Origin of the sequence: Microbacterium sp. EYE_78 (assembly GCF_023149035.1) — a bacterium.
Lineage (GTDB): Bacteria > Actinomycetota > Actinomycetes > Actinomycetales > Microbacteriaceae > Microbacterium.
This window is the reverse complement of the sequence record NZ_JAHXMY010000001.1, coordinates 304,422-324,377: the sequence shown is the minus strand read 5'-3', so window position 1 is coordinate 324,377 and position 19,956 is coordinate 304,422. Positions and strand designations below refer to the sequence as shown.

At 68.8% G+C, this 19,956-nt stretch carries 20 protein-coding genes; 16 read left to right on the top strand and 4 right to left on the bottom strand.

Going from position 1 to position 19,956, the window contains the following annotated elements:
- The first annotated feature begins 25 nt into the window (after window positions 1-25).
- The 6 genes from KZX17_RS01550 to KZX17_RS01525 are packed head-to-tail and all read left to right on the top strand — an operon-like array spanning window position 26 to window position 7,713.
- Window positions 26-1,534, top strand: a complete 1,509-nt coding sequence (locus KZX17_RS01550) for a CoA-acylating methylmalonate-semialdehyde dehydrogenase (RefSeq protein WP_248171249.1) — start codon at window positions 26-28, stop codon at window positions 1,532-1,534.
- A gap of 10 nt (window positions 1,535-1,544) precedes the next feature.
- A complete protein-coding gene (gene cofG / locus KZX17_RS01545; protein ID WP_248171251.1) occupies window positions 1,545-3,809 on the top strand; it encodes a 7,8-didemethyl-8-hydroxy-5-deazariboflavin synthase CofG in 2,265 nt (754 codons plus the stop codon).
- Window positions 3,806-5,275 (top strand): NAD(P)/FAD-dependent oxidoreductase, encoded by a 1,470-nt coding sequence (locus tag KZX17_RS01540; RefSeq protein ID WP_248171253.1) that lies wholly within the window; start codon window positions 3,806-3,808, stop codon window positions 5,273-5,275. Before cofG ends, KZX17_RS01540 begins: the two co-directional genes overlap by 4 nt.
- Window positions 5,272-6,282 carry a glucose-6-phosphate dehydrogenase (coenzyme-F420) gene (fgd, locus tag KZX17_RS01535; RefSeq protein WP_248171254.1) on the top strand — a complete coding sequence of 337 codons (1,011 nt, stop codon included), beginning with the start codon at window positions 5,272-5,274 and terminating at the stop codon, window positions 6,280-6,282. Before KZX17_RS01540 ends, fgd begins: the two co-directional genes overlap by 4 nt.
- The gene (cofC, locus tag KZX17_RS01530) at window positions 6,279-6,878 is read left to right on the top strand and encodes a 2-phospho-L-lactate guanylyltransferase (protein ID WP_248171255.1); all 600 of its coding nucleotides are present in this window, start codon (window positions 6,279-6,281) and stop codon (window positions 6,876-6,878) included. The genes fgd and cofC overlap by 4 nt, the downstream gene beginning before the upstream one ends.
- Window positions 6,879-6,882: 4 nt before the next feature.
- Window positions 6,883-7,713 (top strand): aldo/keto reductase, encoded by an 831-nt coding sequence (locus tag KZX17_RS01525; RefSeq protein WP_248171256.1) that lies wholly within the window; start codon window positions 6,883-6,885, stop codon window positions 7,711-7,713.
- Between the two features lie 161 nt (window positions 7,714-7,874).
- Here the strand turns inward: KZX17_RS01525 and KZX17_RS01520 are convergent, their stop codons facing one another.
- Complete coding sequence (locus KZX17_RS01520) at window positions 7,875-8,675, bottom strand: aspartyl protease family protein (protein ID WP_248171258.1); 801 nt, start codon at window positions 8,673-8,675, stop codon at window positions 7,875-7,877.
- 990 nt (window positions 8,676-9,665) lie between these two features.
- Between KZX17_RS01520 and KZX17_RS01515 the strand changes: the two genes are divergently transcribed.
- The 6 genes from KZX17_RS01515 to KZX17_RS01490 all read left to right on the top strand — a co-directional run bounded on the left by KZX17_RS01515 (window position 9,666) and on the right by KZX17_RS01490 (window position 13,016).
- Entirely contained in the window at window positions 9,666-10,388 is a 723-nt protein-coding gene (locus KZX17_RS01515; protein ID WP_248171260.1) for a hypothetical protein, read from the top strand.
- 308 nt (window positions 10,389-10,696) lie between these two features.
- A complete protein-coding gene (locus tag KZX17_RS01510; RefSeq protein ID WP_248171261.1) occupies window positions 10,697-11,227 on the top strand; it encodes a hypothetical protein in 531 nt (176 codons plus the stop codon).
- Entirely contained in the window at window positions 11,224-11,646 is a 423-nt protein-coding gene (locus tag KZX17_RS01505) for a hypothetical protein (protein ID WP_248171263.1), read from the top strand. The genes KZX17_RS01510 and KZX17_RS01505 overlap by 4 nt, the downstream gene beginning before the upstream one ends.
- Window positions 11,643-11,840, top strand: a complete 198-nt coding sequence (locus KZX17_RS01500) for a hypothetical protein (RefSeq protein ID WP_248171265.1) — start codon at window positions 11,643-11,645, stop codon at window positions 11,838-11,840. Before KZX17_RS01505 ends, KZX17_RS01500 begins: the two co-directional genes overlap by 4 nt.
- Before the next feature lie 125 nt (window positions 11,841-11,965).
- Window positions 11,966-12,157, top strand: a complete 192-nt coding sequence (locus tag KZX17_RS01495; RefSeq protein ID WP_248171266.1) for a hypothetical protein — start codon at window positions 11,966-11,968, stop codon at window positions 12,155-12,157.
- Window positions 12,158-12,413: 256 nt separating this feature from the next.
- Window positions 12,414-13,016: a recombinase family protein gene (locus KZX17_RS01490; protein WP_248171267.1), complete on the top strand. Its 603-nt coding sequence runs from the start codon at window positions 12,414-12,416 to the stop codon at window positions 13,014-13,016.
- A 658-nt stretch (window positions 13,017-13,674) separates the two neighbouring features.
- Here the strand turns inward: KZX17_RS01490 and KZX17_RS01485 are convergent.
- Both KZX17_RS01485 and KZX17_RS01480 read right to left on the bottom strand, forming a co-directional pair.
- The gene (locus KZX17_RS01485; protein ID WP_248171269.1) at window positions 13,675-15,111 is read right to left on the bottom strand and encodes a recombinase family protein; all 1,437 of its coding nucleotides are present in this window, start codon (window positions 15,109-15,111) and stop codon (window positions 13,675-13,677) included.
- Between the two features lie 10 nt (window positions 15,112-15,121).
- Entirely contained in the window at window positions 15,122-15,898 is a 777-nt protein-coding gene (locus KZX17_RS01480; RefSeq protein ID WP_248171270.1) for a siderophore-interacting protein, read from the bottom strand.
- A gap of 109 nt (window positions 15,899-16,007) precedes the next feature.
- Here KZX17_RS01480 and KZX17_RS01475 point away from each other — a divergent pair, with 109 nt between their 5' ends.
- The 4 genes from KZX17_RS01475 to KZX17_RS01460 are packed head-to-tail and all read left to right on the top strand — an operon-like array spanning window position 16,008 to window position 19,741.
- Window positions 16,008-16,994 carry a siderophore ABC transporter substrate-binding protein gene (locus KZX17_RS01475; protein ID WP_248171271.1) on the top strand — a complete coding sequence of 329 codons (987 nt, stop codon included), beginning with the start codon at window positions 16,008-16,010 and terminating at the stop codon, window positions 16,992-16,994.
- Window positions 16,991-17,983 carry an ABC transporter permease gene (locus KZX17_RS01470; RefSeq protein WP_248171272.1) on the top strand — a complete coding sequence of 331 codons (993 nt, stop codon included), beginning with the start codon at window positions 16,991-16,993 and terminating at the stop codon, window positions 17,981-17,983. Before KZX17_RS01475 ends, KZX17_RS01470 begins: the two co-directional genes overlap by 4 nt.
- Entirely contained in the window at window positions 17,976-18,989 is a 1,014-nt protein-coding gene (locus tag KZX17_RS01465) for an iron chelate uptake ABC transporter family permease subunit (protein WP_248171274.1), read from the top strand. Before KZX17_RS01470 ends, KZX17_RS01465 begins: the two co-directional genes overlap by 8 nt.
- Entirely contained in the window at window positions 18,986-19,741 is a 756-nt protein-coding gene (locus KZX17_RS01460; RefSeq protein WP_248171276.1) for an ABC transporter ATP-binding protein, read from the top strand. The genes KZX17_RS01465 and KZX17_RS01460 overlap by 4 nt, the downstream gene beginning before the upstream one ends.
- Here the strand turns inward: KZX17_RS01460 and KZX17_RS01455 are convergent.
- The gene (locus KZX17_RS01455; protein WP_248171278.1) at window positions 19,738-19,953 is read right to left on the bottom strand and encodes a hypothetical protein; all 216 of its coding nucleotides are present in this window, start codon (window positions 19,951-19,953) and stop codon (window positions 19,738-19,740) included. The genes KZX17_RS01460 and KZX17_RS01455 overlap by 4 nt on opposite strands.
- Window positions 19,954-19,956 lie beyond the last annotated feature (3 nt).

The window sequence follows — 19,956 nt, the reverse complement described above, 5'->3', positions numbered from 1 at the left end:
CCCGCACGACTTCTTCGGAGGAACCATGACCGAACAGACTTCTGCCCCCGTGCTCGATCACTGGGTCGACGGCGCCGCGTGGAGCGGTGACTCGGACCGCACCGGCCCGATCCACAACCCCGCCACCGGCCGTGTGAGCGGACAGGTCCGCCTCGCGAGCACCGCCGACATCGGCGTCGCGGTCGAGCGGGCGGCCGCGGCGCTCCCCGCCTGGCGCGACGCGAGCCTCGCCAAGCGGCAGGGCGTGATGTTCTCGTTCCGCGAGATCCTCAACGCGCGGAAGGACGAGCTCGCCGCGATCCTCACGGCGGAGCACGGCAAGGTCCTCTCCGACGCGCTCGGCGAGATCGCCCGCGGGCTCGAGGTCGTCGAGTTCGCCTGCGGCGCCTCGCACCTGCTGAAGGGCGAGTACTCCGAGAACGTGTCGACCGGCGTCGACGTCTACTCCGTCAAGCAGCCGGTGGGCGTCGTCGGGGTCATCAGCCCGTTCAACTTCCCCGCGATGGTGCCGCTGTGGTTCCTGCCGATCGCGCTCGTCGCCGGGAACACGGTCGTCCTGAAGCCCAGCGAGAAGGACCCGACCGCGTCGGACTGGATCGCTCGCGCGCTCGCCGAGGCCGGGCTGCCGGCGGGTGTGCTGAACGTCGTCCACGGCGACAAGGAGGCCGTCGACGCCATCCTCGACCACCCGTCCGTCGGTGCGGTCTCCTTCGTCGGGTCGACGCCCATCGCGCGCTACATCTACGAGCGCGCGAGCGCGCAGGGCAAGCGGGTGCAGGCGCTCGGCGGTGCGAAGAACCACATGCTGGTCCTTCCGGATGCCGACCTCGATCTCGCCGCCGACGCCGCCGTCAATGCCGGCTTCGGCTCGGCGGGGGAGCGGTGCATGGCCATCTCGGTGCTGCTCGCGACCGAGTCGATCGCCGACACGCTCGTCGCGAAGATCGCCGAGCGGGTCGCGACCCTCCGCACCGGCGACGGGACGCGCGGCTGCGACATGGGCCCGCTCATCACCCGCGAGCACCGCGACAAGGTGGCCGGCTACCTCGGCGTGGCCGAGGCCGACGGCGCCGACATCGTCGTCGACGGGCGCGACGTGGTGCCGGATGCCGACGGTGACGGGTTCTGGCTCGGCCCGACGCTCATCGACAAGGTGCCGACCTCGTCCGCGGTCTACACCGACGAGATCTTCGGCCCGGTGCTGTCGGTCGTGCGCGTCGCCGGGTACGAGGAGGGTCTCGCCCTCATCGAGGCGAGCCCGTACGGCAACGGCACGGCGATCTTCACGAACGACGGCGGCGCCGCGCGCCGGTTCCAGCGCGAGGTCAGCGTCGGCATGGTCGGCGTGAACGTCCCGATCCCGGTGCCCGTCGCGTACCACTCGTTCGGCGGCTGGAAGGCGTCGTTGTTCGGCGATGCGAAGGCCTACGGCCCCCAGGGCTTCGCGTTCTTCACCCGCGAGAAGGCGGTGACCTCGCGCTGGCTCGACCCGTCCCACGGCGGCCTGAACCTGGGCTTCCCGCAGCACGACTGAGAGACCCGCCATGCCCCACCCCGAGAACACCCTCGCCGACCCGGTCGAGGCCGAGCGCCTGCTCGCCGCGACCGGGCGGGAGCTCGACGCCCTGATGGCTCGTGCCGCGGCGATGCGCGACAGCGGGCTCGCCGCCGCGGGGCGCCCCGGCGTCGTCACCTACTCCCGCAAGGTCTTCCTGCCGCTGACGACCCTCTGCCGCGATCGGTGCCACTACTGCGCCTTCGTCGACACCCCAGCGCAGTTGCTGCGCAAGCAGGCGCCCGCGTATCTCGACGACGCGCAGATCCTGCGCATCGCGCGGGCCGGGGCGGCGCAGGGCTGCAAGGAGGCCCTCCTCACCCTCGGCGACCGGCCCGAGGACCGCTGGCCCGAGGCGAGGGCGTGGCTCGACGCGCACGGCTTCGCCTCGACGATCGACTACGTCGCGCACGCCGCGCGCCTCGTGACGGCCGAGACGGGGCTTCTGGCGCACGCGAACCCCGGGGTCATGACCCCGGCCGAGCTCGCGACGCTCCGCCTGGTGTCGCCCTCGATGGGGATGATGCTCGAGACGACCTCGCGCGCCCTGTTCGAGACCCCCGGAGCCGCGCATCACGGCTCGCCGGACAAGGACCCGGCCGTGCGGTCGGCCGTCATCGAGGATGCCGGGCGCGCCCGCATCCCCTTCACCACCGGCATCCTGGTCGGGATCGGCGAAACGGTCGCGGACCGCGCGGCGTCGCTGTTCGAGCTCCGCGACGCGCACGCGCGCCACGATCACCTGCAGGAGGTGATCGTCCAGAACTTCCGCGCCAAGCCGAGCACTGCGATGCAGAGCACGCCCGATGCCGACCGCGACGCGTACCTCGCCGCGATCGCCGTGGCGCGCCTGGTCCTCGGGCCGTGCATGCGCATCCAGGCGCCGCCGAACCTGTCGGACCCGGCGGAGCTCGCGGCTCTGCTCGCCGCCGGCGTCGACGACTGGGGCGGCGTCTCGCCGCTGACGGCGGACCACGTGAACCCGGAGCGGCCGTGGCCGCACCTGGACGACCTCGCCGCCGCCACCGCCGCGGCGGGCTTCACGCTGGTCGAGCGGCTCACCGCCCAGCCGGAGTTCGTGCAGGACCGGGATGCGTGGATCGACCAAGGGCTGCACGCGGCCGTCGAGGCGCTCGCCGACCCGATGTCGGGACTCGCGCGGACGGCGCCTCGCGCGGCGGGACGACGCTCGCGGGGCACCGCGCTGCTCGAGACCGCCGCGACGACGCCCCGCGAGCTGGACGCGGGGGACTGGGAGCACCTGCTGACGGCGACCGGCACCGACCTCGAGCGTCTCGTCCGGACGGCCGACGATCTGCGCCGCGCGACGATCGGCGACACCGTGAGCATCGTCGTCAACCGCAACCTCGCCTCCGGCGGCCTGCACCGGTCCGTCGCCGGATCGTCGGCATCCGGTGCGGGAGCGTTCGGGCTCGCGGACGCGGCCGAGATCGCGAGGGATGCCGCGGCCCTGGGCGCGACGGAACTCTGCATCCAGGGGCGGCTCGAGGCCACCGAGGACCCCGCGCTCTACGAGGAGCTCGTGCGGGTCGTCCGCGCCGCCGCGCCCGCGCTGCACCTCCACGCGTTCCGGCCGCAGGACGTCGCCGACCTCGCGGACCGGACGACCATCGGCGTCACGCGAGCGATCACGCTCCTCCGAGATGCCGGCGTCGGGACGATGCCCGGCACGGGCGTGAAGGTCCTCGACGACGACATCCGGCGCCGCATCGCGCCGGAGGATCTCGAGGTCGACCGGTGGGTGGAGATCGTCCGCGCCGAGCATGCCCTCGGCGTGCGGACCAGCTCGGTCCTCTTCTACGGGCACGTCGAGTCGGCCGCCGCCCGCATCGCGCATCTGCTGGCGCTCCGCGATCTGCACGACGAGACCGGTGGATTCACCGAGTTCGTCCCGATCCCGTTACCGGGCCACGGGTCGACGGCCGCGGAACGCTCGCCGCTCGATGAGCACCGCGCGATGGTCGCCGTCTCGCGCCTGCTGCTGAACGACGGCATCCGACACATCCAGATCCCATGGACCCGGCACGGTCGCGCGGTCACCGCCGAACTCCTGCGCAGCGGCGGCGACGACCTGGGCGGCACGCTGCTGGACGGTCGGGTGCGCCCGGACGCCGGCGTCGAGCAGGGCCTCGAGCTGCCGTTCGCCGACGCCGCGCGTCTGTCGGCGTCGCTGCGGCGGCGGCTCCGCGAACGCACCACTGCCTACGGCGCACCGGTCGGGGCGGCCGCGTGACGGGGCACAGCGAGGTCGTCGTCATCGGCGCCGGGTTCGCCGGTGTCGCGGCGGCCCTCGAACTGCGCGCCGCCGGACACGAGGTCGTGGTCGTCGAGCGCGCCGACCGGGTCGGCGGCACGTGGCGCGAGAACGTCTACCCGGGTGTCGCGTGCGACGTCCCCGCGCACCTGTACAGCCTCGAGCGTCACCCGAACCCGCACTGGTCGGCCGAGTTCGCCCCCGGCGCCGAGATCGCCGCGTACCTCGACGCGATCGTCGACCGTGAGGGCCTGCGCGCCGCGATCCGCTTCGGCACCGCGCTGACGGATGCCGCCTGGGACGAGCTCGCACAGGTCTGGCGCCTCGGGTTCTCGGGCGACGGCCCCGACACGGCCGACGTGCTCGTGCTCGGCTGCGGGCGGCTCAGCGAGCCGCGGATCCCGGACGTCCCGGGCCTCGCCTCCTTCCCCGGCAGCGTCGCGCACACCGCGAGGTGGGATCCGTCCGAACCGGTCGCCGGCAGGCGCATCGCCGTGGTCGGCACCGGGTCGAGCGCCGCGCAGCTCGTCCCGGAGCTGGTGGCCGCGGGCGCCGAGGTCACCCTGTTCCAGCGCTCGCCGGCATGGGTGCTCCCGCGCGGCGGCCGCACCTACGACGCCGTCGACGCCGAGCGGTTCGCCGCCCGGGGCGCGGTCGCACAGGAGCGGGAGGCGCACGCGTCCGGCGACGACGAGCGATTCGCGGCGCGGTCCGGGCGCGGCGCGGCATCCGCTCGGGCCCGTCGCGCCGCGCTCGCGCACCTCGCCGGCAGCGTGCCCGACCGGGCGCTGCGGCGCGCCCTGACCCCGACGTATCCGTTCGGGTGCAAGCGCGTCGTGCTGTCCGACGCCTTCTACCCCGCCGTCGCGGGCGACGCCGTCGTCCTCGAGCCGTCGGCCCTCGCCCGCGTCGAGGGTCGCCGCCTCGTCGGCGCGTCGGGCGTCGCGTACGACGGGGTCGACCGCATCGTGCTGGCGACGGGGTTCGAGACGACGCATCAGCCCTACGCCGAGATCGTGCGGGGCGAGGGCGGGCGCACGCTCGCCGAGCACTGGGCCGGTGGGATGACCGCGGTCGCCTCGACGATGGTCGCGGGCTTCCCCAACCTCTTCGTGATGAACGGTCCGCACTCCGCGCTGCCGCACGCCTCGTCGCTGCTGGTCCTCGAACGGCAGGCGGCCTTCGTCCGCCGGGTGGTCGACGGCGGCGGTGTTGCCCGCGTCGACGCGGATGCCGAGGCCCGCGCCACCGCCGACGTCGCCGCACGAGCCGCGGGGACGGCGTGGCTCAGCGGGTGCGAGAGCTGGTACCTCGATGACCGCTCCGGCGGCATCGGGGTGCTCTGGCCGGGGACGGTGTCCGACATGGATGCGGCGATGACGGACGCGGCGCAGACCGCGGTGACGCGGACCGAGCGGTCCGTGCTGACAGGAGGAGCACGATGAGCGTCCCGATCCGGTTCGGATACAAGGCCTCGGCGGAGCAGTTCGGCCCCGTCGAGCTGCTCGAGCACGCCGTCGCCGCCGAGGCGGCGGGCTTCGACAGCGTCTTCATCTCCGACCACTTCCAGCCGTGGATGCACGACGGCGGTCACGCGCCGGCCGCCCTGCCCTGGTTGGGGGCGCTCGGCGCCCGCACCTCCCGCATCCTGCTGGGCACCTCGGTGCTCACCCCGTCCTTCCGGTACCACCCGGCGGTCGTCGCGCAGTCGATCGCGACCCTCGCGGTGCTGAACCCCGGGCGCATCATCCTGGGGGTCGGCACCGGGGAGGCGCTCAACGAGGTGACGCTCGGACTGGACTGGCCGGAGCCCCCCGAGCGGTTCCAGCGCCTCAAGGAGTCGATCGCGCTGATGCGGGAGCTGTGGGACCACGAGCGGGTCACCTTCGACGGAGCGTTCTGGAAGGTCGACGATGCGACCGTCTACGACCGCCCCGACGAGCCCGTGCCGATCTACATCGGCGCGGCCGGACCGGCCGCCGCGCGTCTGGCGGGCCGCACCGGCGACGGGTTCATCACGACGAGCGGCAAGAACCGGGAGCTGTACACCGACACGCTGCTGCCCGCCGTCGCCGACGGGGTGACCAAGGGTGGGCGGGACGCCGACGAGGTCGACCGCATGATCGAGGTCAAGGTGTCGTATCACCCCGACCTCGAGACGGCGCGGGAGCGCACCCGCTTCTGGGCTCCGCTCGCGCTGTCGGCCGAGGAGAAGATGGGGATCCACGATCCGCGCGAGATGCAGCGGCGGGCCGCTGCCCTGCCGATCGAGCGAGCGGCATCCCGCTTCATCGTCTCGGACGACCCCGACGAGCACGTCGAGCGCATCGCGGAGTACGTCGACATGGGCTTCCGCCACCTCGTCTTCCACGACCCGGGCGCGGACCAGCAGGCGTTCCTGCGGCGCTACGCCGACGACATCCTGCCGCGACTGCGGAAGAGGTTCGCATGAGCGGTCGCGGCTGGGCGGTGATGATCCCGGTCAAGCCGTTCGCCGACGCCAAGTCGCGGCTCGGCGACGACATCCGCCGCGGCGGGATCGCCCGCGCACTCGCGCTCGACACGATCGACGTCGCCACGCGCACGGCCGGGGTCGCCCGGGTGATCGTCGTGACCGCCGATGCGGCGCTGGCCTCGCTGCTGCCCGGCGGTGTCGAGCTGGTCCGCGAGCGCGAGCCGGCGGGCATCGACGCAGCCTTGCTCGCCGCATCCGCTCGCGTCGGTCTGCGGCGTCACCGGGCGTCACTGCCCGCAGACCTCGCCGCACTCGCCCCCGCGGAGTTGGCGGCGGCGCTGTCGATGGCCGCGGGCGTGCCTCGCGCGGTGATCCCGGATGCCGCCGGCACCGGCTCGACCCTCGTCACCGCACGGGCCGGTGTGCCGTGGGCCTCTGCGTACGGCACGGAATCGTTCTCGCAGCACGTGGCGCTCGGCTGCCGCCCGTTGCCGGTTCGCGCCACCTCGGGCCTCCGGTGGGACCTCGACACCCCCGACGATCTCGCCGGTCTGCTGCCCCGCGCCGGGGAGCGTGTGCGGGGCGTAGCGTGAGGGGATGGTCACCATCCCCACCGTCTCGCTGAACGACGGCACCGCGTTCCCCCAGCTCGGCCTCGGCACCTACAACCTCCGCGGGGAGGACGGGACGGCTGCGGTCGTCGCGGCGATCGAGGGCGGCTACCGGCTGCTCGACTCGGCCGTGAACTACGAGAACGAGCGCGAGGTCGGCGAGGCCGTGCGGCGCAGCGGCATCCGTGACGAGCTCCTCGTGACGACCAAGGTGCCCGGTCGCGACCACGGCTACGACGAGACGCGCCGCAGCGCCGAGGGGTCGCTCGAGCGGCTCGGCCTCGACCGGATCGACCTGTACCTCATCCATTGGCCGAACCCGAGCGTCGACAAGTACGTCGACACCTACCGCGCGATGGTCGACCTGCAGAAGGAGGGACGCGTCGGATCGGTCGGCGTCTCGAACTTCACCGAGCCGATGCTCGCCCGCATCATCGAGGCGACGGGCGTCGTGCCCGCGGTGAACCAGGTCGAGCTGCACCCGTACTTCCCGCAGGCGCACCTGCGCGCCTTCCACGTCTCGCAGGGGATCCGCACCGAGAGCTGGAGCCCGCTGGCGCGCCGGTCGGAGCTGCTGAGCGAGCAGACCGTGCTCGACGTCGCCGCCGCCCACGAGGTGACGCCCACGCAGGCCGTGCTCCGCTGGCACGTACAGCTCGGCAGCACGCCGATCCCGAAGTCGGCCGACCCCGCGCGCCAGGCGGAGAACGCCGACGTGTTCGGCTTCTCGCTGACCGACGACGAGATCGCGGCGATCTCCGCCCTCGAGCGCGGCCGGCTGTGGGACGGCGACCCCGACACCCACGAGGAGATGTAGGGGCCGCCGCCCGCGCGCAGTCGCCCTTGCGCCGCCGCCCGTGCCGTTCCACATCATGTTCTCCGGTCGAGATCACACGTTGCGTACCGTCCGGAGCGTGTCGAGTCGTTCCGAGCATATGATCCGGACGGTCGGGCGGCGCGGAACGCGGGCGTCAACGCTCAGACCAGGTAGCCCCACCAGCCGTCGCGCAGGTGCACCGCCCAGTTCGCATGGCGGAGCACCGGCATCCCGAGGATGAGTTCGAACGGGGGATCGTCGGGGCGCGAGAGCCTCGCGATGTCGGCGACGGCCGCGACCGACGGGGCGAACCGGCGTCCGCCGACGGTCACCTCCGGAAGGAGGACGAGCGGCGTCTCGGCCGAGGCGCCCGACGAGTCCGTGCCCGACGCGGCGCCCGCGGCTCGGAACCGCTCGGGATGCCGCGACACCACGCCGCGGTCGATGACGCTGATGCTGGCGCCCGAGTCCCAGATCGCGGGCCAGCTCCCTTCCACCCAGTCGACGTCGACGTACGGATGCCCCCGGGACGACTGCACGAGCTCGCGCCGCCGGTCCACCGGAGCGTCGGCGTCGAGCACGAGTCTCGCGTCGTCGAAGCGGAAGTCCAGACGGTGGCGCCGCAGCACGTCGAGGCCGAGGATCGCCGGTGCGTCCTCGTGCGGTTCGACGTCGAACACCGGACGTTCGACGAGGAGGTCGCCGATCCGCATCGTGCGCGCTTCGACCCGCTCGCTGGACGCGCTCGCGGAGAACACTCCGCCGCCACCACCGTCCTGCGGCGGCAGCCGTGTCAGACCGTCGGTCAGCTTGCCAGCCGGCAGGCCACTGCGTGCGCCGCCGGTGTCGATGATGAGCGGCCGCGGCGCCCCATCGATCTCGGCCGCGACGCGCACGAGGATGACGTCCGCGAGATCCGGATCCTCGTCGAGCTCGAGCTCGAGCGCGATGTCGATGGGCACACGGCCACCCTAGGACCGCGGTCAGTGCGGGGCGTGGTACTCGGCCTCGCCTGACGGCAAGTTAGAACGCCCCCCCCCGCAGAACGAGAAATGAGCCCTAAGAGCCCACACTTGACGCAAATCGTATGCGCGACACGGCATATACCACAGACTGGTTGTGTTCGTCAAGTTTTTTCTGAATTGACGTCCGTAAACGCTCGATAGTGGGGGACATGCAACGTAAACCCGAGTTCCAACCCACAGACGACATCCGTCAACTCATGGCTGAGGCGCGCCGAGCGTTTGGTCAGGACAATGCGTACTCTTTCGCCGTCGCCCGTGCGGGTGCCCTGGTGGCCCAGAGCCGAAATCAGCTCCCCGACCGCGAGGAGCTGCCACCGGCCCCGGCACCGTACACCTGCCCGACATCGCATCAGCACGGTAGCGACCGATGCGTGTTGCGTGACCGATGCATGTGCAAGACCTGCGAGGCATCCCGAGCTGAGAGAGCCGCACGGAAGCGTTCAGAGGCCCTGGAGCGCCACCAGCCGCGTGAGGTGACGGTAAGACACGTCGAGCCCTCGAAGACCCTTCCAGAGGGCGCTCAGCAGCAGAGGGGGCCTCGACAGATCACGAATCAAGATCGCGTGCCCGTCGACCTGCCCCCTGGCACCCTCCACGGCGGCCACAAGGCCTACCAGTCGTTCCGCTGCCGCTGTAACGAGTGCAGAGCGTGGAAAGCGGAGACGGCTCGCAGGTCGCGCGTCAAGCGAGCTGAGCAGACGGCGTTGAAGAGCTGGAATCCCTCTCAGGACGACGACTGATTCCGAGAGTTCATAGCTCGGACACAACGTTTGGCGTGTCGTCGGCAACGCGCCCGCAGCAGAACTCGTACAACAGATGCGCGGGCTGTCGAAACCGCACCTGGGGGGATGCAGTCGGGCGTGTTTCGTCTCCGCGCTCAGCATCCCCCCGCCCTTCGACAGAGGGCATTCAAGAATTGAGACGATCATGGCCACGAAGCCGAACCCTGCCGAACCCGCCGACCCTTATGAGCTGCAGGCGTGGGAGTTTCGACGCTTTGCTCGGTTCACGCCGACCTACTTCCTGAAGGCGAACAAGATCGAGCGGCCCAGCTTCTATGCCGTCTGCATGGCGCTGGCAGAGTTCGGCACCTTCAAGACCGGCGAGGACGTACGTCCTACTCAGGTCGCCCTGGCCGACATCACCGGGCTGAGTACCGCGACGGTTCGTAAGGTGCTCGCCTTCCTAGAGCGGGCGCAGGCTGTCGAGGTTGTCGACTTGCAGCGCCACGGTGGAAGCCCATCGAAGGTGTACCGGTTCCGGAGGTCGAAGTTCGTTGCCGACGTAATGCGTACCGAGGATCGCGACTGGAAGCCCGACGAATCAGCGAGTAGGAACCACAGACCCACTCAGGCGGAACGAGTAGGAACTACAGCCCCACTCAGTAGGAACCACAGCACTACTGAGTGCGAACCACAGACCCACAATAAGGATTCCAAGGAACTCAAAGGCTCGAACGCTAACGCTCCCTCGCCCGCGCCTGTCGTCGCTCTCCCGCCTGTCGGCGCGAGCGTCGGCGCGGCAGAGAATCTGAGAGAACCAAAGGAAGAACACTCGCTCGAAGATTCCTTGGCTGGTGTCGGATCGCTCTCAGTGACCGCCGACGACCTCGAAGACCTTCTAGGCGGTCTCGTTGTTCCCAAGAAGTAGTTTCGCCCTCTCGATCTGGGCTTTCCTAATTCTGATAGCTACTGTCTCAAAAAAGTCTTGACTTTTCACTAACTTTCTGATCCAGCGCGCGATAGTAGTTAGTGAGGGCGAAGCGATTCGTCTAGGTCTCGCCAGCTCTCAACCTAGCGATGTGGGTTCTCCAAAGCCCAGAGAGGCATCGCGATCCCGATGAGGGCTCACTTCACCCTAGAAAGACTTCGGGAAAACCCCCTGGTGGTGGCTGGGTTCCTCAAGTTCATCGCCAGCCACCCCAGGGGACCATCACTACGGCAAGACAGGAACAGGACATGGGAAGACCACCCAAGATCAGAGACACCCCGCTCCAGGGCAAAGTCGACTGGCTCTTGGACCAGCGCGTGCCGGTTCCAGAAATCGCCCGACAACTGGCAGACGCGGGACACAGCGTCAGCATCCCCACGATTTACAACTACTCGGCCTCTCGCCGTGCAGTCATCGCGCGAATGTTCGCGAAGGAGACGACTCCTCTCGACATCGTCAGCCGCCTTGTGGACGCTGCAGACGCTGCCCGAGCAGCTCGACAGGCCGCAGCCGCCACCGGCTCGCCTACAGCCATCGCTAGGGCCATTGCCGTCGAAACCTCGATCCTCAGCAAGCTCAGTGCGCTCGACATCGACCTCTCGTCGTTCCGTGACATGTACAGCGAGGTCACCGGCTTCGCCGCAGGCCTCCGACACCTGGTCGAGTCACAGCCCGAGACCGCCCGCACCCTCGCGGAGACCCTCATCGAGAAGACCGAAACCAAAGACCTCGGGCGCTCGATCCTTGCCGCCCTTGCCCCTGTAGGAGACCCCTCATGACCACCATCACAGCCGGAGACACGATCCATTTCGTAGACAGCGGACTCACCTTCGACGGGCGCGTTCGTCTTCGTGGCGAAGAGTTCTTGCTTACCGAGGCGCAGATCGAGTCCACGAAAGACCGCAACGGCGTGTCATGGCTCGACCTCTCCGACGATGAACAGCAGGCTCGCTGGGGCAAGATCAACTTCCAGCGCGGACCCGCACCGGAAAACATTCATCCCTGGGATACCGACCTTGCAGCTCGCGAAGCACGCCGACAGTTCCTGATCAATGAGGCGAAGAGGATCGGGCACCCAACCGAGCAACGTATAGAGCTTGCCCGCATCGCCGCCGAGTTCGGCACTCCACTAACGAGCACGACGATTGCGACGTATCCGCCCGACGCTGAAAATCGATACGGCCCGAGGCCAGCATGAGCATCCTCGCCGGTACAGATACAGCAACAGATGACGCCCTCGCGGACGGCTACATGGGATTGGCTCGCGCCATCGTCGCCCTCGACAGCGAGTTGACGTGCGGGGACATGAACCTCCTGCACGCCGCCCGCAGCATCATCGGCACCGCCATCGGTCGCCGTCTACAGGTTCGGAGGGCGAACGACCGTGACTAGTGACAGGCTCCTTATCCTGAGTGCCAGCATCGCCCGCGGCCTACCCCGCAGCCTGGACATGCTGGCCAAGTTGACGACCGACCCCGCCGACCTCGCCGCCATCGCGCGCCTCAAAGTGTGGGCAGGTGATTGCGTTGAATTCGTCAAGCGCCCGTCCTGAAGAAGTCGCCCGCCGTGTCATGCGTGAGCTGGCCGAGCTTCGAGACTTCGAACGCTTTGACATGCTGACGAATGATGAGACCCGCCGCGCGCTCGCTACCGTTCGCAAGTTGTGCGCCGACATCGGCTTGAATGCCCGCGGACGGTTCAGCACCTGACTCCATAGACCGACTCGGTACTTCTACAAATGGCGTGGAGGTAGACCACGCCCGCCGAGTCACCCCGCCCCCTCCAGGAACCTGTATCTCATTGCAATCTCGCCTGGAGGGGGCACCCCTTTTGTGTCTCAGCTCGCATAACAGATGAGACGGTCCCGCCGACCCCCTCAAAGTGTCTCTCAGCTCGATCAGAAACAGCATTTGAGACATGTATCAGATATTGAGTCACAGGGTCAGCAGATGATACGCTCTGCCCATGAGCGATGAGCAGCAGGGTTACGTGTGGGGATACCGGCGCGTCAGTAGTGTGCAGCAGTCCTATGCGCGGCAGACGGAAGACCTGACCGCCGCCCTCCTCAAACGGGGAGTACCCGCCGACGACATCGAGGATCACATCTTCGAGGACAAGATGAGCGGCAAGACGATGGACCGCCCCGGACTGACGGCCCTTCTCAGGAGGGCGAGGCGTGGCGACATCGTTTGCGTCAGCTCGCTGGACCGTCTTGGACGCACCGTGCTCGGTGTCCTCCAGACCTTCGAGGACCTGGAGAAGAAGGGCATCCGCGTCAGGAGCTTGAAGGAGGGTGAGGAGTTCGAAGGGATCACGGGCACACTACTGAGGAACATCATGTTGTCTGTCGCTCAGTGGGAGCGCGAAATGATCAAGGAGCGCGCTGCAGAGGGTAGAGCAGCGCGAGCAGCCAACGGGGAGCGCAAGCCCCGGGCTAAGACCGCCCTCACCCCTGAGAAGGTCGCTGCAGCCAAGACTCTGCGCGCCGAGGGTAAGACCATTGCTTGGATCACGAGCAGTCTCGGAGTGAGCCGTGCGAGCGTCTACAGGGCGCTGGAGTCCGCGTAGTCGGAGAGGGCACTCGGGCCGTGGACGAACGCTGTCGTACGGGGGAGTGCCCGTGATGATGTCGCTGTCAGTAGTCGCCGCGCGCCATCTTGAGGTGCTCGCTGACGGCGACGACGACCAGCCCGATGTCTGGGGTACGGTGCACTATCTAGTGCAGGCGACGTAAGGTAGAACAGGGACCGCCCAGAGGTGCAACTCCAGGCGATCCCTGTGGCCCTGTCTCTCAGTGCGTGCACTGTTGACGAAGGTCGCCATACAACTACGGGAACCCCTCATCGCCGCGTCACTGGCAACTCTTGGTGGGGGGTTCTCGCTTGCCTAGAGTCTACGTTCCGGGTGCGACACCGTGCCTAGGCTGTGGGTTCCGCACCCGTCCTACCGTTGCATGCGTGCACGTTTGGAGTGACGGGGAGTAGTCCCGTTACTCCTTGTGGGAAAGCTCCATCGGCTACACCTTTCGGGTACACCTGGGATGCACCTGCTAGCGGATTCCGTGCCGTCGCACCCCTTCAAGGTCCCGACCTTTGGTTCCACCTCACGATTTCGAGCCAACATCCGGGCCTACATAACCGTTGCACGAGTGCAACGGTCACAGATTGGTAACGAATCACATCGATGTAGTTATCCACAGGAAATCGGTGCTGGGGACAACCGGCGTTTAGCTCTTGGGCGTGAGCTTCACCCTGTCCTCATCGCTTCCAGGCTCTAGCGTCACGTCGAAGAGAGCGCGGATGAGTTCTCGCTTCTGGTCAAGAGGGAGAGTGTTTGTGATGCTTCCGATTCGCAGCCCGGTGGCGAGCCACGACCCCGGTAGGAGGGCGCTCACCTGGGCGATAACGCGGGCACGCACGCTCTGTCGCAGGATCGCGTCCCTACGCTCCTCAGCGGTTTTCTGAGCGTCCAGGATCGGCTGCAGGTGCTCCCGGAGGTCCGACATCTTGAGACCCATCTGCAGGCCGCTCAGCACATCTTGCTTGCGCTCATCGAGGTCTCGTAGCTCAGCAGCCACGGCGTCCATGCTGAGGGCGTCGAGGGAAGGGGTCTCGTCTTTCGCATGTATGAAGTGCTCGATGACCGCGACCTCGACCTTCGCGTCGAGAATCTCTCGCTGTATCGAGGGATGGGTGCCCCGGCCTACAGGTTGATTGTTGGAACAGCGGTAGATTTCGTACGCGCGGACGGTGCCGTCTTTCCGTTTGCCTTTCCGAGAGGTCGCCGCTGTGAGTGAGTAGCCGCAGACCGAGCACGTCGCGATCCCGGAGAGGAGGGCCTGTGCTCGCCTGCCCCGCTTCGGTTTCCGGTCGGGGTCGCTGAGGACCGCCATCATTTCCTCGTACCGTTCGCGCGTGACTATGGCGGGCAGCTTCGAGTCCTCGACCTCCTGGCCCTTCACGACGAGCATCCCAGCGTTCCGAGGTCTCATGAGGAGGGCGCGTACAGCGCGAGGTGTCCACAGCTCTGCCGTGCCTGCAGTCGGCACACCTTCGGTCGAGAGCCACTTAGCTACGGCGTAGATTGCCTGTCCCTCATCGAGCACTCGCCGGTACGCCTCGCGGATGTACTGCGCCTCTGGCTCGCGAATCTCCATGCGGGAGGGTTCAAAGCCGAACGGGCGATTACCCCCAGGATCGACGCCCTTCGCTACCTTGGCGGCGAGAGCATGGCGGACACGCTCGCCGGTTCGCTCAGCTTCTGCGGCATCCCAGGCGGCGACGGTGCGAGCCGTAGCCCTGCCATCAGCCGTACTGAGGTCGTATTCGGGGGATACCTTGTACAGAAATCGGACCCCTTGCTTACCGGCGAGGTCGATCAGGGTTTCCCACTCCTTGGGGCGGCGGGTAACCCGGCTCATGCTGTAGGCGATGATCGTGCCGAACTCGCCCTCGGTCGCAGCCCTGACCATGGCCTCGAAGTCGGGCCGACTCTTCTTCGAGAGGCTAGACGCGCCCCGGTCATTGTCTGTGTAGACCTTGACGACCTCCAGGCCCGCAGCCTCGGCGAGAGCGCGGCAGGTGGCCTCTTGGTTGGCTACGCCGACTGCCTCCCCCTCCGCATCGCGGCTGATCCGGCAGTAGATGGCAGCGGTGGCGGGCATGGCTCCTAAATTAGCCTGCAGCCTCGCCGCTCTTCCAGTAGCCCTTCACGACGACCTGGTCGGATGCCAGGCCCCACCGCTCGAGCAGCAGCCGGCGCCCCGCCTTGACGACGCCCTGCTCGGCCGCAACGAACCCGAAGACGTCGCCGGCGGGGCGATCGGCCTCGGAGAGCTCGTCGAGCGCATCTGGGAGCGCCGTGCCGGGGAACGCGTCGCCGCGGTGGACGAATGCCACGGTCACGCCGGCCGGAGCGGCCACGGGCAGTGCATGCGCGGCATCCGTCACCTCGATGAGGATGCGCCCGGTCGCCGACTCGTCCATGAGCGCAGCGAAGCGGCGGATCGCCGGGACGGCGGTCTCGTCGCCTGCGAGGAACCAGGCGTCCGGCCGCCCGGAGACGATCATCGATCCGCGTGGGCCGCCGACGCCGATCACCGAGCCGAGAGGAGCGGTCGCCGCCCACGGCGCGGCGATGCCCGCGTCGCCGTGCACTGCGAACTCGACCTCGAGCCGCCCCGCGTCGGCGTCCCAGGCGAGCGGGGTGTATTCGCGGCTCGGCGACTGCCGCATGGTCTCGACGTCGTCGACGTCGACGCCGGGGAAGAAGAGGCGCATGTGGTCGTCGCTGCCGAGCGACGTGAAGCCGCGCAGGTCGTCGCCTTCCAGTCGCACCCGAACATAGGTCGAGGTCTCCCACGTCCGCGCGGCGAGCGTCGCACGCCGGAACCGCAGGTCGAGGGGCTGCCGCTCGAGGCGGAACGAGGATGCGGATTTGACGGCGGTCACGTAGGTAAGGCTAGCCTAAATGACGCCGGCGATCGTCCGGCATCCCCTTCCGACCGGACTCGCCAGCGCGCTGATACGCGCCCGCTCGTCCGACCACAGGAGCAGTCGCATGCGCAGCATCCGTCCCCTCACCGCCACCCCGCTCGTCGCGATCGCGGCCGTCGTGCTCGCCGGGTGCGCCGGCACGACCGCGGGCGCCGAGCCCGCAGCCGAGGCCGAGTCGGCCACGGTGACGGTCGAGGACAACCACGGCGAGCAGACCGTCGCGACGCCCCCGCAGCGCGTCGTCGCGACCGACAACCGCACCATCTCGATGCTCGACGACTGGGGCGTGGAGGTCGTCGGGGCACCGCTGGACATCTTCCCGGACGGGCTCTCGTTCAAGGACGACCCGGACGTCGCGAACCTCGGCAACCACAACGAGCCCGACCTCGAGGCCGTCGTCGCCGCCGACCCCGACCTCATCGTCAACGGTCAGCGCTTCTCGAGCTACTACGGCGACTTCGGGACGCTCGTCCCCGATGCCGCCATCGTCGAGCTCGACCCGCGCGAGGGCGAGCCGCTGGACGCGGAGCTGAAGCGCCAGGTCACGACGCTCGGCGAGATCTTCGGCAAGCAGGACGAGGCGGCTGCCCTCGTCGCCGACTTCGACGCGGCCATCGAGCGCGTGAAGGCCGCCTACGACGACAGCGAGACGGTGATGGGCGTCATCACCTCCGGCGGCGAGATCAACTACGCCGCACCGACCACCGGACGCACCCTCGGCCCGGTGTACGACATCCTCGGGCTCACCCCCGCGCTCGAGTCCGAGGGCTCGACCGACCACCAGGGCGACGACATCTCGGTCGAGGCCGTCGCCTCGTCGAACCCCGACTGGATCCTCGTGATGGACCGGGATGCCGCGGTCAGCGTCAACACCGACGAGGCGTACACGCCCGCGAACGACCTCATCTCGGAGTCCGAGGCGCTGCAGAACGTGACCGCCGTCGAGGAGGGGAACGTCGTCTACATGCCCCAGGGCACCTACCTCAACGAGGGCATCGAGACTTACACCCAGTTCTTCAGCGACCTGGCGGACGCACTCGAAGGTCGATGACGGACGCCCTCACGGCGACCGCGGCGGGCCGACGCTCCCGCGGTCGCCTGCTCACCTGGCCCCTCGTCGGCGGCGTCACCGTCGTCGGGGGGCTGGTGGCGCTCTCCCTGTTCGTCGGCGTCTACGACGTGATCGGCGCCGAGGACGGTGCGGAGATGTTCGCCATCACCCGCATCCCGCGCACCGTCGGGCTCGTGCTCGCCGGTGCGGCCCTCGCGATGTGCGGACTCGTCATGCAGCAGCTGACGCAGAACCGCTTCGTCGAGCCGACCACGACCGGCGTCACCGAATGGGCTGGGCTCGGTCTGCTGCTGGTCATGCTCGTCGTCCCCGACGCTCCGCTCATGGTCCGGATGGTCGGCGCAGTGGGCATGGCATTCATCGGCACGATGCTGTTCTTCTTCTTCCTGCGCCGGGTCATGCTGACCTCGTCGATCATCGTCCCCATCGTCGGGATGATGCTCGGCGCCGTCGTCGGCGCGGTGTCGACGTTCATCGCGCTGTCGACGAACCTCCTGCAGAGCATGGCGATCTGGTTCACCGGGTCGTTCACCTCGGTGCTGCGCGGGCAGTACGAGCCGCTCTGGATCGTCCTGCTCGTGGTGGTGGCGGTCTTCGTCGCGGCGGACCGCTTCACGATCGCGGGTCTCGGGCGCGACGTCGCGACGAGCGTCGGCCTCGACTACTCCCGCGTCGTCCTCATCGGCACCGTGCTCATCGCGCTCGCAGCCGGTGTCGTCACCGTCGTGGTCGGCAATCTGCCGTTCCTCGGGCTCATCGTCCCGAACGTCGTGTCGCTCATCCGGGGCGACGACCTGCGCTCGAACCTCCCCTGGGTGGCGCTCGGCGGCATCGCCCTCGTCACCGCGTGCGACATCCTCGCCCGGGTCGTGAACGCGCCATTCGAGGTGCCCGTCTCGCTCATCCTCGCCATGGTCGGCGCCGTCGTCTTCATCGCCCTCCTGCTGCGGCAGCGTCGACGTGGCTGACACCGTCGCGCTCTCCGGCGCGTTCCCCACCGCCGTCCGCGCGCGCCGCTACGCGCTCACCGTCGCGGTCCTCGTCATCCTCGCCGCGGTGGTGGCCGTCGGCATCCTCGTCTGGGACAACCCCGCCCCCGCCGGCAGCGACGGCTTCTGGCGCATCGCGCAGCTGCGGGTCACGAGCGTCATCGTCATCGCGGTCGTCGCCGTCTGCCAGGGCATCGCCACCATCACCTTCCAGACCGTGACCGGCAACCGCATCGTCACGCCGTCGATCATGGGGTTCGAGTCGCTGTACACGGCGATCTCGACCGCGGTGATCTTCTTCTTCGGGGCCGCCGGCGCGCTGCTCGTCCAGGGCGCGGGTCCGTACCTCCTGCAGGTCCTGGCGATGCTCGCGTTCTCGGGGGCGCTCTACGGGTGGCTGCTCTCGGGCCGCTACGCGAACGTGCAGATCATGCTGCTGGTCGGCATCATCCTCGGTGGTGCGCTGGCGGCGTTCTCGACCTTCCTGCAGCGGATGCTGACGCCCACCGAGTTCGACCTGCTCACCGCGCGCCTCATCGGCAGCGTCGCGAACGCCGACGGCACCCACCTGCCGATCGCGATCCCGCTCGTCGTCCTCGCGGCGGGACTGCTCGTGGTCGCCGGCGGCCGGCTCAACGTGCTCGGCCTCGGACGCGAGGTCGCCGTGAGCCTCGGGTCGTCGCAGCGGCGCGACTCGATCCTGGCCCTGCTCCTGGTCTCGGTCCTCATGGCCGTCTCGACCTCGCTGATCGGGCCCATGACCTTCTTCGGCTTCCTCGTCGCGATGCTCACCTACCAGCTGGCCGACACGTTCGACCACCGCCGGATGTTCGCCCTCGCCGCCCTCCTCGGCTTCGTCGTGCTCGGCGGTGCCTACGTCGTGCTCAAGCACGTCTTCTACGCCGCCGGATCGGTCGGCGTCATCGTCGAGATCGTCGGGGGCACGCTCTTCCTCATCCACCTGCTCCGAAAGGGACGCCTGTGATCTCGCTCACCGCCGTCGAGAAGCGCTACAGCACCGAGGTCGCGATCGGTCCGGTCACCCTCGACCTGCCGGCGGGCGGCATCACCGCGCTCATCGGGCCGAACGGCGCCGGCAAGTCGACCCTGCTGACGATGATCGGCCGTCTGCTGCCAGCCGACGCAGGGGCCATCTCCGTCGGCGGGCACGACGTCGCGGCGGTGAAGTCGCGCGAGCTCGCCAAGGTCGTCGCCATCCTCCGACAGGAGAACCACTTCGTGACGCGGCTGACGGTGCGCCAGCTCGTCGGCTTCGGCAGGTACCCGCACTCCCACGGGCGGCTGACGGTCGACGATGAGCGGGTCATCGACCGGTCGATCGACTTCCTGGGCCTCGTCGGACTCGAGGGCCGCTACCTCGACGAGCTGTCGGGCGGACAGCGCCAGCGCGCGTACGTCGCGATGGTGCTCGCGCAGGACACCGAGTACGTGCTGCTCGACGAGCCGCTCAACAACCTCGACATCCAGCACGCCGTGCAGATGATGAGCCACCTGCAGCGCGCCGCTCGGGAGCTTGGCCGCACGATCGTCGTCGTGCTGCACGACATCAACTTCGCCGGCCACTACGCCGACCGCGTCTGCGCCATGAAGGACGGCCGCGTCGCCGCGTTCGGAACCCCGGACGAGATCATCCGCGGCGACGTGCTCACGGGCATCTTCGACACCCCGGTCGACGTCGTCGACGGTCCGCGAGGGCGCCTGGCGGTCTACTACTAGAGCTGCGCCCCGTCGTCGTCGCGGTCGTAGATCCCCTCGTTGCGGCCCCGCCGCGACTCGTACGCGATCAGCCACCCGATCGAGATCGCCGCCGCAAGGACGAGGCCGATCCAGACGTTCTGCAGGACGAGGCCGAAGAGGATGCCGCCTGCGAACAGCAGCACCGTGCCCACCGCCCAGAATCCGCGGCCGCGGGGTGGTCGCTGCGTCATGAC